Source organism: Stenotrophomonas sp. G4 (assembly GCF_003428825.1).
GTDB classification, from domain to species: Bacteria; Pseudomonadota; Gammaproteobacteria; order Xanthomonadales; family Xanthomonadaceae; genus Stenotrophomonas; species Stenotrophomonas indicatrix.
Genome location: NZ_CP031741.1, coordinates 495,528 through 507,952 on the forward strand (window position 1 = coordinate 495,528; position 12,425 = coordinate 507,952).

The 12,425-nt window shown below is 60.0% G+C and carries 9 protein-coding genes and 1 pseudogene; 3 read left to right on the forward strand and 7 right to left on the reverse strand.

All coding sequences use genetic code 11. The annotated features are described in order from the left end of the window. The first annotated feature begins 37 nt into the window (after nt 1–37). Complete coding sequence (locus tag D0Y85_RS02220; protein WP_117309377.1) at nt 38–1,015, forward strand: HNH endonuclease; 978 nt, start codon at nt 38–40, stop codon at nt 1,013–1,015. Nucleotides 1,016–1,568: 553 nt separating this feature from the next. Here D0Y85_RS02220 and D0Y85_RS02225 read toward each other — a convergent pair. From D0Y85_RS02225 to D0Y85_RS20830, 4 genes and pseudogenes are all read right to left on the reverse strand, one after another. Then, nucleotides 1,569–2,692 (reverse strand): IS3 family transposase gene (locus D0Y85_RS02225; protein ID WP_117309378.1). Its coding sequence is split into 2 segments (ribosomal slippage): nt 1,569–2,416 and nt 2,416–2,692, totalling 1,125 coding nucleotides; the frame shifts between segments, so codons are not numbered across the junction. Nucleotides 2,693–2,864: 172 nt separating this feature from the next. Beyond that, on the reverse strand, nt 2,865–3,479 hold the full coding sequence (locus D0Y85_RS02230; RefSeq protein WP_205420722.1) for an HNH endonuclease: 615 nt from the start codon (nt 3,477–3,479) through the stop codon (nt 2,865–2,867). Nucleotides 3,480–4,252: 773 nt separating this feature from the next. After that, nucleotides 4,253–4,621 carry a hypothetical protein gene (locus D0Y85_RS02235; protein WP_117309379.1) on the reverse strand — a complete coding sequence of 123 codons (369 nt, stop codon included), beginning with the start codon at nt 4,619–4,621 and terminating at the stop codon, nt 4,253–4,255. A gap of 477 nt (nt 4,622–5,098) precedes the next feature. Then, nucleotides 5,099–5,316 (reverse strand): annotated as a pseudogene (locus tag D0Y85_RS20830) (hypothetical protein). 451 nt (nt 5,317–5,767) lie between these two features. Here D0Y85_RS20830 and D0Y85_RS02245 point away from each other — a divergent pair. Beyond that, a complete protein-coding gene (locus D0Y85_RS02245; RefSeq protein WP_117309380.1) occupies nt 5,768–7,276 on the forward strand; it encodes a hypothetical protein in 1,509 nt (502 codons plus the stop codon). A 311-nt stretch (nt 7,277–7,587) separates the two neighbouring features. Here the strand turns inward: D0Y85_RS02245 and D0Y85_RS02250 are convergent, their stop codons facing one another. The 3 genes from D0Y85_RS02250 to D0Y85_RS02260 are packed head-to-tail and all read right to left on the reverse strand — an operon-like array spanning nt 7,588 to nt 10,594. Continuing rightward, nucleotides 7,588–8,691: a GTPase domain-containing protein gene (locus D0Y85_RS02250; RefSeq protein WP_117309381.1), complete on the reverse strand. Its 1,104-nt coding sequence runs from the start codon at nt 8,689–8,691 to the stop codon at nt 7,588–7,590. A 49-nt stretch (nt 8,692–8,740) separates the two neighbouring features. Continuing rightward, nucleotides 8,741–9,907, reverse strand: a complete 1,167-nt coding sequence (locus D0Y85_RS02255) for a GTPase (protein ID WP_117309382.1) — start codon at nt 9,905–9,907, stop codon at nt 8,741–8,743. Between the two features lie 39 nt (nt 9,908–9,946). Next, entirely contained in the window at nt 9,947–10,594 is a 648-nt protein-coding gene (locus D0Y85_RS02260; RefSeq protein WP_162887604.1) for a HEPN domain-containing protein, read from the reverse strand. Between the two features lie 803 nt (nt 10,595–11,397). Between D0Y85_RS02260 and D0Y85_RS02265 the strand changes: the two genes are divergently transcribed. Then, on the forward strand, nt 11,398–12,402 hold the full coding sequence (locus tag D0Y85_RS02265) for a WYL domain-containing protein (protein ID WP_117309384.1): 1,005 nt from the start codon (nt 11,398–11,400) through the stop codon (nt 12,400–12,402). Nucleotides 12,403–12,425: the final 23 nt, after the last annotated feature.

Genomic DNA, 12,425 nt, shown 5'->3' on the forward strand with positions numbered 1-12,425 from the left:
AATATTTGCCGTATGGGGTAATCAGGAGGATTAGGATATGGCTGCAGTTCTCAGGGCGCCAGCTCTGCTCGAGGTGGTATGTAATGCGTTGAGCGATTCGGGCTGGAACTATTTCGTTCATAGCCCTGGTAAGCCATTCGGCATCTCATTGGAGCGATCGGGTCGGGAGAGGAACAATCTCCGTATTTTTATCTGGAACTGCACGCATGGCGGTGGCGCAGCTCGTGCGTTGAATGAATATAGAATTCAGTTTACTGGAGTGGTTCCGAGGTTTTACTTGGGCGAAACGACGCTACTTCTCGGCTGGCATGCCGGCTACGGAGTATTCGCAGCATGGAACCTCGGGATGCATCAGGGGCAGGATTCTGGCTCGCCTTCCGCTCAGATTCGAGAGGATATTCTGCGCGGAGCCTATGAGAATGGATTTGCTGTAGGTGAAAGAGCGAATGGGGAAATAGTCGCTGCCTTCAGGCCGGAGCTTCTTGCTGAGTATGCTGCGAATGTCGTGGCTATTCATGGCGGGCGTATGGAAGACCTCAATGTTCTCAATGAGCTTCCCCTGCTGGGAGTGGCGGAGAAAGGAGATTATGCTCCCCGTCCAAGAGTGGCCTCGACGATTTTTCGCGCATACAGAGAGGCAGATTTTAGCAGGAGAGTTCTCGCAGCCTATTCTTCCCGGTGCGCGATGTGCGGAATTCAATTGAAGTTGATTGAAGCTGCGCATATTGTTCCAGTCGCGGCGCCCTTTAGTACGGATATGACATGCAACGGTGTCGCGCTTTGTGCTTTGCACCACAAGGCGTACGACACCAATTTGGTCTCGATAGCCGAAGACTACGGCGTTCAGATCAGTGAGACGAGGGTGGCAGAACTTAGACGTGCGAATCTTGCGGGAGGTATTAATTCCTTCGCGAATGGGTTGCAGCAGTTTATTTCCTTGCCCGCAGACAGGCGAGACTATCCGTCCGTCGATAATATTACGATCTCACGCCAAATTCGCGGATGGCAGCGGTAGCGTGGAATGAGAATCCGTAGGTTGCTAGCCTGCTAAAATTACTGCTGAGCCATCGACGCATCTGTCATGCTCTATTTTTGGTCGATCTCGATGACCCAGATTGGCCTTACTTAAGCGATAGCGCTCGCTTAGATGGGGATGTATTTCGACCACTCGATTCAGCACCGCCGAGTGTGTCGACGTGGGGCTGACAGAACTTCTCAGGGGAGATGGCCCTGTACCGCCGCATCAGCACGCGAGCGGCTGCTTCCAGATGCTGCCAATCAATTAGCGTTACGCGGGGATACCTCATCTCTACGCCCAGGCCACCCTCCACATCCGCCGTGGAATGCCTACTCATCGCCATCCGATCCTCCCAGACCGCACAGCGGGGTTCACCCCCGCTTTCACGGACACTTACAAAAAGGCCGATTCAGGCCATGAGGAGTGTTCATGTCAAAGCGTAGAAAGTTCGGTGCCGAGTTCAAGCGCGGTGCGGTTGAGCAGGCGAGCCAGCCCAGCATCAGCTGCTCGTCCAGGTGCGACGTCCCCCCGGTTTGAGTAGTGGGTGGATTTAGAGTCCGGTGCTGATGTTATTGTTCTTCGCCGCCAACTGCGCGGCGTACTGGGCGGGGGTTAGCCCGCCAAGCGCTCGCTTGGGTCTTTCTTCGTTATAGTCGCGCCGCCAGCTTTCGATGCTGGTGCGGGCATGAAGCAATGTCGGGAACCAGTGCTCGTTGAGGCATTCGTCGCGCAGCCGTCCGTTGAAGGACTCGACGTAAGCATTTTGGTTCGGTTTGCCCGGTTCGATCAGACGCAGGGCAACTCCCTTTTCGTGAGCCCAGGCCACCAGCGCCTTACCGCAAAACTCCTTGCCGTTGTCTGTCCTGATCACTCGTGGCAGGCCGCGCTGCATGGCCAGTCTGTCCAGTACCCTGGACACGCCTTGCCCGGATATTGCCCGCTCCACTTCAATGGCCACAGCCTCGTGGGTGGCGTCGTCGACGATGGTCAGGCACTTGATCACCCGGCCTTCGGCGGTACGGTCGAACACGAAGTCCATCGACCACACCTCATTGGCGGCGGACGGCCGCAGAAGGGACTGGCGCTCGCCTGCCGGCACCTTCTTACGCTTTCTGCGACGCACCTGCAGGCCCGCTTCCTGATACAAGCGCTCCACTCGCTTGTAGTTCACTACAAGTCCTTTCTGCCGCAGTTTCAGATGGATCATGCCCACCCCGTAGCGTCTGTGCCGGTGCGCCAGCGCAGCGATCTGCTCGCGCAGCTCAACGTTGAGGTCGGGCCGAGGCTCATAGCGCAGTGCGCTCGCGCTCATCCGTACGACCGTGAGCGCTCGCCGCTCGCTCAGCCCCTTCTCGACCATGCTCCGCACCAGCAGCCTGCGCGCCGGCGCGGTCACCACTTTTTTCGCAACGCATCCTTGATGACGTCGTTCTCGAAGACCTGTTCTGCCAGCAGTTTCTTCAGGCGTGTGTTCTCCGCCTCCAGGTCCTTGAGCCGCTTTGCGTCGGGCACGCTCATGCCACCGAACCTGCTGCGCCACAGGTAATACGAGGCCTCGCTGAAGCCATGCTGGCGGCAGAGGTCCTTGATGGGCATGCCGGCCTCAGCCTCGCGTAGGAAGCCGATGATTTGCTCTTCGGAAAAGCGCTTCTTCACGTCCAATCTCCTTGTTATTGAGGATTGGACTCCAAACCGCTTCGCTACTCAATCTTGGGGGACGTCGGACGTACAACAACGAGCGCCCGAACATGGCGCTTGGAGGCATTACGCCGATGCAGAAGCTTGCATTGGCTGCTTAGTCCCACTTTTGGCGGTTGCTAAAAAGAGGGGGATTACCATTACGGCTCTACGCCCAGACGCACTGCGACCGGTGCCAGGCTAGCGAATCAGGGCTGGCCGAAAGTGCCGCTGATACTGGGGACGCCAGTTCCTTGCCGACAAGGTCGCTATAGCTTGACTGGTGCAATGCAGGCGCCAGAGACACCCGCAGGGACACCGGGTCTACGGCGATAAGGTAAAGGTCAAAAAGGGTATGAACGTCTGCGCGCAACAGCAGGCCGTTGCTGACCACGCTACTCGCCTGGCCGGAATAGGGTCGGATATGGGCCGCCTCAAGCGCATCGACCACATTGCATCCCGTCATAGCACAGCAGCCGCCATACGCGTCCAGTAGCGCCTTACGGAAGGCAGGCTGTCCGCGGCGCCGAACGATAGCTGCCAGCACACGCTGCCTCTCGTCCACCCCATCTGTTGGGGAGAAACTGCCAGATGCCTCCGCCGCTTTGGCCTCCTGCTCCAACAGTCCCTTTGTAGGGCCAAAGACCGATGTGAGCGTCTCACCAGAAAGCCCGAGAAGCTTGGCAAGTTTCGGCTCAACCTTTGCGCCCACGTTCGATGCTGGAAGAAGACCGGGTAGCCAAGGCTTGCCTGCCTGATCTAGAACATGGGAAATGTTCTGCATGCGGTACTCCCACGCCTTGGACGTGCGTCCGTGGCGGGCTGCCAGTTCCCGATAGACCCTCGCTTTCTCAAGGCCTGATCCATTGGCAAGACGCGCCTCCATTTGGCGATACGCCTCAACGGCAGCAGCCAATTCGTCTTCAGTCCACCTACTCACAGCCTTCCCCCTGTCCGCGACCGCACGTAGCGCCTTGGGGGAAAGTATGCCGTAAGCGACACCATGAGCCGCTAACGGCTTAGGATAAAAAAACGCGGCGTATCAGCGCAAGCCGCAGACTGCTCCGGCCCGTCAGCACGTCTCGTTCGCGGAGTTAAGTTGAAAAGCTCTAGCCGGCCGGGAGTAGTCGGCTATTCCAGCGGTGCAGTAGAGGTTGAACGCAAGGTGCCTCAGGGACTGGGTTCATGAAGCCGATGATGAGCAACTGTGATGAGGAGTTGTCCACCAGCAGAACTGGCTCGCCTCGGCAGGTTAGCTCGAAGTGCCTGGCCGCAAAGCGTCCGACACCGAGCGCTGCATCTTCAGCGACTAGGCTTAGGGCGCCCTCGTGCATCACAGCAAACTCTGCATCCGAGACCTTCGGGTAGATCTTCAGTTCCAGATCGCCTTTTGGCAGATGGAAGTGCGCGAGCGCTGAGCCAATCAGCGCTGCCAAACATAGAACTGCGTGCCTTAGAGACTTCACTGGAAGTCCTGCAGATCGGGGGGGATAAGTGGCCGCCACGACTACCTGTCAGCGGCCCGCACTTTGTGATTGGGGTTGATGTGCTGGAGCTCTACTCGCGTACCCGCAAGCGCTCAACCACCTGCGCGGTCAACCCCACGCACGCCATCATCAGCCCTTCCATCACCCGGTCCCCCAGGTACTCCTCCGCAGCACCGTTTTGCCGCGTGCGCTCTGCTGCCAGCAACACCTCCTGCACCACACGCAGGCCGGCCAGAGCGCAGTCCGCGTCCGCCAGTTCCAGACAACGCCCAGGCAGCTGATGCCGCTCCGGCCAAGGCTGGCCGTCTGAGGCTGCCCCCGTCCCAATGCGTCGCAGTGTGGCGACAAAGGCGTTGGGATCGGCGGACAGTTCGTGCTCCGGCTCGGCGTTGGCCGAATCGTACTGCGCGTGCAGGGAACGGAATTCCGATGCGTTCATGGCAATGCTCCGTACAGGACAGACAGCAGCGCCACCGATAGAGGCGGCGGACGATGCGTGGCTCGAAAACCGGTCTGTAGCGAAGCCGGTGGGTCCGAAGACCCCCACGCACCGCCCGCCATGGAACGCGAACGGATTGCCAGCCGGCGCCACACAAAGGTGACGCCGGCTGGCAAGCGTAAACACATCGCTACAGAACGGGTTTTCGACACCCGCGCCACCCTTTTTCGGTGGCATGCCAAGGTGTACCCGCACAGATGCCAAATGCCAAGAAGTCGCAGGCTACTGAGGCTGCAAATGCTGACGCTTACGGCATTGTCGCATAGCGCGGAAGCGGCGCATCTCCTGCGGCGCAGGGCTTTCGAGCGATGTTAAGCAGCCACTCGTATGGGCATCACGCTGCACGGTTCCGGTGTGGTGCTGTCCCAATTGCGACAGATCGCTATCGGGGCCGCAGTGCAAAGAGTGGCGAATGTGTCACCGCTCGCTTTGCGGCGCCAATCCCGGCCGTGGCCACAGCGCATCGTCGCGCTCCAGGTCGTAGTCGCTGCCGAACGCCAGCGCCGCCTCGCGCGGCGGCAGGTCTGCGTAGCAGCCCAGCAGGAATCCGTACCACTATGCTGGTGGTCGATGGCGAACAGGTAGAGAAGCTCGGCGTTGAAGGCGGACAGCAATGCGGGATTGATCGGCGTCATTGTCATTCTCCAATAGTGGCGTGCAGCATCGGCGGCGTCCGTCGAGCGGGTCAGGACTGTGCGTTTGGGGCTGCATTGCGCTCAACCGGGGCCCGGCCCTAAGGCGCAGCCGTGGAAGCTGGATGGCGTTTATCGAGATGCGCATCACGCCGGTGGCATTCAACGTCGCAAGCGCGAAATCGCCAAACGAGAACGTGGGTATGACGCTGGTGAAAGATTAGGGGAGGAAGGTGAAGCTCCGGCCGGTCCAGACATAGAGAGCACCTGCGTACAGAAAGGACCGGCTGCGCCACGCACTTAACAACACGGCGTAATGCCCGGCCGTGGCAACGAAGGAGAAGGGGGCTGTAAAGTTTCGACAGGATCAGCCGATGATGTGCACGGAAAGAGATATCGAAGGCAGCTGGAATCTGTGTCGGGTACCAACACAGAACTAAGGAGAGGTCGTGCTATGGCAAGCCATATTAGTTTTATGATTCCTGCGGCGGGAAAGCCGTCGATCACCTTCGTGCCCAGAGCCTTCTTGGGTCAGTTCGCGCTAGCCGCTCCGGCAGTACAGAATCTCCTCTCTCCTTACGACGCCGGATTTCTGGCGGCGGCAGCGGATTGCGGCTATGGCAACAGCAAATTCTACCGCGTGCATATGACCCTTGGTGATCGGAAAGATCTCCTCCGCTATTTGCGACGGCAAGGCAAGCAGGTGCGGTCTCTTTTCAGTGTTGCGCCGTCGGCACCCGGGGGCTCTCTGGCAGTGGCCCTAAAGCCATATGTAGCCACGCTGCAGTCCAGCGAGAGGGCCTCGCTTGGCTATGCCATTGGCAGCATCTATGCTCGCGTAGCAACCGAAAGTTGGCATGCCCACCCCGCCCGAGCCAAGGGAGGCCCGCCGCCAAGGTTCTGGCACTTCAGTATTGCAGGCCACGCCGCTGTGCAGGTCATGGGCATCGGAAAGAACCATGAATCTGATTCGCCCGACTACATTGTTGAGGATGCAACGGGGAAATGGTCTGCCGTGGAAGCGAAGGGCTCCTTGGGGAGCTTTGACAACCGCAACGCCTGTGACGGGATGAAGCAGGCGTGCAAATTCGAGCGGATCGCATTCTTGTGCCCCATCACTCATGTAATTCGCGTGCACCCCATCGGAGACAGAGTGTGCGTCTACACTTACGTGGATGGCTCCAATGAGCTGCAGACCATTCACATTGACCCGCCAGGAGAGGGTGTGCGTGACAATGCGGAGTGGGATGGAAACCTCATCATTGCTGAGGCGGCGGATCTTGTCCGCTTCGATGAAGCGATGATGCAGTACATAAGCCTGGTAGGAAGGCTTCCCTATGCCGGCCCATACCGCCCTGCAGAGGTCATCTGGGCGCCATCATTGGATGACCAAGGAACTATGTACGGAGTGCTCGGAGTGCACGCGAACATGTGGTCCCGGGTTCGACGTGCTGTCAGCATCCTTGAATTCATCACCCCTTGGATAAGCCATGCTCGGCGCCTCGCAGTTGATCTGGATGCGGCAGAGATCGATCTGAGGAGCTTCAGCGAATTCTTGAGTACTGTCCAGACGGCGGGCGGGCCATTGTTGAGTGATGATCCGGAATCGGTCGAAACCAGGCTTTCTGCGTGCTATCAGTTGTTCAATGAAATGAAGGAAATGGAGCGACCGTCAACTTGGAAGACGGCTATGGAACTACTGTGGACCAGCGATCTATTGCGCACACAGTCTGAGGACGGCTGGGATCTGCCCACCTCCATAAACAAGATATGGGAAGCGATCAAAGGACCCATATCGGACACGATACGAAGCCACTACAGGCAACAAGCGCTTGATGAGCTGCTTCCGGGGAACCCTGCGCATGCTTCCCCGGAGGAGGCGGTGAGCAGTCATGGACTCTTTGTCCGTGTTCAGAGCGATGTTCGTAACCGTGGCGTCGCGGGCGTACGTGGGTTCGGCTGATGCTTCAGCAGGGACGGATGTGCTGACTCGCAGCCGTGAGCTCCGCAATCGGTAATTGAAGAACTACGAGTCCCGCTACACATCTTTGCTACTTTCTCTTCCTTCGTGCCAGCCCAGCTCAAGGATGCCGTTGCGGAGGCGCTCGCATTCACGCAACTGCTTCGGGCTCGGCATTGGCCGGGTCGGCTCCAGCGTGCAGGGGCGGACGTCCGCTGCGTCCATGGCAGTGCTCCGTCCAGGACAGGTCGCACAATCCAAGGTGCGGGGAACGGACAAGGGTCACTTGCGGCCGTAGCAAGTGACCCCGGCTGCTAAGCGAAGTGGTCCAAGCTCAGCACATTGTGCTTGCCCAGCTGCTCCTCCAAGCCCGCCTTCATCCGCTCGATTGACGCGTCCAGTCGGAGCTCCAGCATCGCTTGTGGCGAGGGCGCATTCCATGCCGCAATCAGCATGTTCACAAACCCGAAGCTAGAGCTGACCCATGCCCAAGCGCTGACGGCAGTCACCAGCTGGAGCCGGTCCCCAGCCAACCGCTCGGCTTGGGCCTTGGCCGGTCCCGAGCGTCTGGGATCAACGTCCAGCACCCGGCCAAATGCCAAGGATATCGCCAGCAGGCGATTGCGAACTTGAGTGGCCCACGCCGACAGAAGCTCAAGCTCCTGATCAAGCGTGGCCTTCGAGTACGCCTCGACCTCCTGCAGGGTCGTGTCCGTACTGCGGAACAAGCTCTTCCTGTCCTTGAACATGTCCAGCGTCTTCGTTCGCCAGGAGATGCAGTGCTTGGCGAAGTGCTCCCGATAGCGTGCCTCGAACTTCAAGCTGATACCCCGAATGAAGCCATGCAGGAGGCAGTCGATGAGCTGTTCCTTCCCAAACCCGGAAACCTTCTTGCCATTTCGGAGCAGCTTTTCCTCGCTGCCAATCCTGATGATCTTGGCGTCGCCGCTGATGCGGGAGCGAATCACTCTCTCGATCTCCCCCGCCTCTGCTTCACTTGCCAGGTCCGATTTGGTAAGCACGATGGTCACCGGGTGCCCCTCTGCCAGCAGGGGGCGGATGACATGTTCGATTTCGAAATCCCCCAGGCGTGAGCGCTTGGCATCCACACAGTAAATCACCGCATGGAACCAATCCTCCGGCGAGTCCGTGGACTCCAGAAGCTTCATCTGTTCGCGAACCACACGTGACCACCTTTCCGCCTGGTCTGCTTCCAGGCCATGACTGTCGTGGATCACGATGCTATGTCCGGCGACCTGCAGTGGATCGGAGGGATAGATGCCGATCCGGCCGTTTTCCTCTTCCGGTGTCACTGGGCGCCCGGCGCCTATGTCGCGTTGCTTGGAACCCCACAAATAATTGATGAGGGACGACTTTCCGGCGCCGGATTTTCCAAGCACCAGGGCGTTGATCTTCATGGTTTCTGGCTCGTGAAACGGGAAGGCGGGTACCTTCCCGTATGGTGCTTCAGGCGTTTTCCGGCTCTTTGGTGCTCAGGTAACCCTTCACCAACTCACTGACCACGCCGGCATCGAAGTACGAGGCGATTTCCTTCAGCGTACCGTTCAGCGTGTCGGAATAGATGCGGGCGCAGATATCGTTGACTGCATAGCCCACCGCCCCCGTGAGGGTGGATGCCACAGTTGCATTGATGACCGCGCCGCCGGCGGACCCAACCCCCGGAATGAGCTTTAGCGCATTGCCGGCCAGCGAACGGCCAGCAATCGACAACGCTTGGCCTACAACGGCACTTTGCAGCGCTGCCTTGGCGCCCTTGATTTCCCACAGGTGAATCAGCCGGCCAATCATGGCCACTTGGTTTGCCACGAGCAGCGGGGCATCAGACATCGGGATCGGGCTTGCGGCAATACCAGCGGCAGGCACCGTGTGCGTGAGAATGATGCGCACGCCTTCGGACTGCTTGGCGGGAATGCCACCGCGCACGCCCGAAAGGAACACGCTGCGAATGCCCTCGTCCAGGTTCTTGGCCGACCATTCGATCAACGGGTCGGTGCTCAGCCCAACGATGGGATCCGTGGAGGTTTCGAAGAACGGCACGCCGACGCACTCGCGAAGAATCGCTTCTCGCATGGCTTCGCTTTCCTCTTCGCTGGCATTGTCGGCCTGAGTCAGCACCACGCACACCGGAATCTTTTTCGCCTTGATAGCGTTGACCGTCTCGATGTCGATGTTCAGCACGCGATGCCCGGCCAGGCTGATGCAGTACCAGATCAGGTGGATCGCGTCACGACCATGCCGGCGGTGGTCCTCAAGGACCCCTAGGATATTCCTGCGATAGCTGGCCTGGCTTTCCTCGCCGCTCTCATAGCCTTCGCTGTCGAACAGAACGAACGAGTCGTGTTCGAAACGATCAATGCCACGCGTCACGGGCTGCCCAGCGCCTACTTCCGCCGTATCGTCGCCGAACACAAGGTTGACCAGGCTGCTCTTGCCCGAGCCGGTGCCACCAGCCACCAGAATGTTTGGCTTTTGCTGGTTCTCGCGCTGCTCGGAACGCTGGCGCTCGTACTCTTTGTTCAGCGCTTCATTGGATGTCACGTCAATCATGGTGTTCTTCCTTGGATTGTGGTGAAGAAGATGAGCGGAGCCGTTCGCCGTGGACGGGTTGGTCATTCCCAGGGCGAATCCTGATAGCGGTACGTTGCGGTTCACTCAGCTGGGGATCATCGGGTAAGCCACATCGCCCAGCTCGGGGGCGTAGTCCCGCAGCATCAACTGCAGGATGGCCGGCACCAACTGACCCAGGATGGCGGCACCGTCGCGCAGCTGCGCCCGGTTGGCTTGGCTGTCCCACGTGGCACCGCCGTGAACCAGCTGGTTGCGCAGCACATAGAGGCGGTCCAGCACGATGGACAGCACGACCTCGGTGCGCCGTTCAACCACGGCCTGCAGCGCCAGCCGTTGGTCCGTGGCAAAGCGTTCGGCCCAGCGGTTGCTGCTGTCGTGCTCGCGCAGGGCCTGCCAGAAGCGTGCGTACACGAAGCGGTTCGCAACAAGTGTTCGGATGGGGCCGGCAAACTGCTTGAACAGAATGTCCTGCAGGCATCCTTCCGTGTCATGTGCCAGCAATGTGTCGAAGAACCTGCGCAATTGCTCGCGCTCGGCATTCTCGAAACCGAACTCCTGCGCATAGGCCGCGTTGAGTGCGATCCACAGGAACAAGAAACGTGCGTCCGTATCCCGGTCTTCCTGTTCGGCACGGTTGAGCCAGCTGATGGCGCGATGCAGGCGCACGCGCGTAGAGTCCGGCTGCGCATCGCGAATGTGGCGGTGCGCTTCCTTCAGAGCAGTTGAATCCATTTGTCCCCCTGTTACGTTGGCCATTATGCATGGCGTATCTGGCAAGGGAACTAGTCCGAACGTCGTGTACTGCGCCAGGCTTCGGGTAGGCCCTGCCATAGCGCGTCCATGGCGCTAGCGTTGCCACATTCCAGTGCGGTCGATCGGCACTCGGGGCAGTTGCGGAACCACGTGAGGCCTTCGATGCGCACATCCCCGGTGGGGGGCGTGGTGCGCTTCCAGCCGCAGTCCCGGCAGCGATAGGTCAGTTTCGGGGCACGCCCCCACATTGCGCGCGCCGCCTTAATCGTCAGCGCCGACAGACTGCTGGTCCGCCAGCCAGCGGCCCAACCCGTACAGGGCGAAGCCATAAACCACCGTTGCACCAATGAACTTGAACATGCAGTCCCTTTATTGGGTAGTTGGGTGGAGCATCCATGCCCCGTTTCGGTCCGTCGGTGGCCATTCTGCGGAGGGCTGCGACAAATGGTGTCGCGTGGTTCTGATCAACGCGTGGCGTTGGCTTCAGTGGCAGGCTCGTCGGTCCCGGCAATCCATCTGCGCACCGCTGGCACCCCGCGCGTTCGGCTGATGCATCAAGGACTTGAGGGTCCGCCAGTGCACACATCGTTCCATGGGCGGGCATAGGAAGGCCGTGCCGGCCGCTGGGAAAGTGTGACCGGATTCAACATAATCGGGCGACCAAGGGGATGGAACCCGTTGTTGACCGGAGCACCCGCTTGCGACACCCGATGTCGCAGCCTCTGGTTGAATCGGATCAGCCCCGTACTGCGGTGCCGTGAAACGTACAAAGGAATGGCAAGGTGGAAACCGATAATCGATCTTCGCTGGCGCGGCAGTGGCGATTGCTGCAGTTGCTGCAGCCCGCCCCGCACTACCGCACGGTGAAGGAACTGGCGCAGATCCTGGCGGCAGAGAGTTACAAGGGCGGAACCCGCACCATCGAGCGCGACCTGAACGCGCTGTCGCTGCAGTTTCCCATTGAAAGCAATGATCTCCAGAAGCCCTATGGCTGGGCATGGATGCGCGGTGCGGCGGCCTTCAGCATGCCCGGAATGTCCGTGTCGCAGGCCGTGGTGCTGCTGACCGCGCAGCGCAACCTGCAGGGACTGCTGCCCGCCAACCACTGGCCAGCGTTGACGCCCTTCTTCGAGCAGGCTGAGAAGACGCTTGCCGCAGTGCGCACGGTGCGCTCCACCCGGCGATGGCACGAGAAGGTTGCCGTGGTGCCGGCCAGCCAGTCGCTGCTGCCCGCCACGGTGGATACCGAGGTGGCTGTCAACGTGCACCAGGCGCTGTTCAGTGAAAAGCAGCTGCATCTTGACTACGTGGCCCGCGGCCGTACCGACGCAAGCGAGTACGTCTTCCACCCCTACGGCATGATCCAGCGCGGCACGTCCAGCTACTTGGCCGGGCGTATCGAGGGGCGCTCGGAAACCACCACGCTGTCACTGCATCGCATCCAGCGCGCCCGCATGCTCGACGCAGACACCGAAGGCGCCGAAGCGTTCGAACTCGGAAGCTACGCGAGCCGCGTTGCTGCGGGCTTCGAGAGCAAAGGACCGCTGGCTGTCGAGCTGGAGCTTGATGAAGCACTGGCCCAGCACCTGGCCGAGACACCACTCTCCAGTGACCAGCAGCTGGACCTGGGCGACGGTCTGGTGCCTCGGCTGCGTGCCACCGTGGACGATTCCGCCCAGTTGCGATGGTGGCTGCTGGGCCTGGGCGCCGCAGTGCGTGTTCTGGCGCCGGCCGCACTGGCCGAAGACATCGCGGCCCGCCATCGCAGTGCCGCACAGCGTTACTGAAGCGATTCCACCGAAGTACACGC

What these genes read in the sequence shown, in the direction of transcription:
- D0Y85_RS02220 (WP_117309377.1), top strand. Translation starts at nt 38, where the DNA reads ATGGCTGCAGTTCTCAGGGCGCCAGCTCTGCTCGAGGTGGTATGTAAT.
- D0Y85_RS02230 (WP_205420722.1), bottom strand. Translation starts at nt 3,479, where the DNA reads ATGCAGAACATTTCCCATGTTCTAGATCAGGCAGGCAAGCCTTGGCTA.
- D0Y85_RS02245 (WP_117309380.1), top strand. Translation starts at nt 5,768, where the DNA reads ATGGCAAGCCATATTAGTTTTATGATTCCTGCGGCGGGAAAGCCGTCG.
- D0Y85_RS02255 (WP_117309382.1), bottom strand. Translation starts at nt 9,907, where the DNA reads ATGACCAACCCGTCCACGGCGAACGGCTCCGCTCATCTTCTTCACCAC.
- D0Y85_RS02235 (WP_117309379.1), bottom strand. Translation starts at nt 4,621, where the DNA reads ATGAACGCATCGGAATTCCGTTCCCTGCACGCGCAGTACGATTCGGCC.
- D0Y85_RS02260 (WP_162887604.1), bottom strand. Translation starts at nt 10,594, where the DNA reads ATGGATTCAACTGCTCTGAAGGAAGCGCACCGCCACATTCGCGATGCG.
- D0Y85_RS02250 (WP_117309381.1), bottom strand. Translation starts at nt 8,691, where the DNA reads ATGAAGATCAACGCCCTGGTGCTTGGAAAATCCGGCGCCGGAAAGTCG.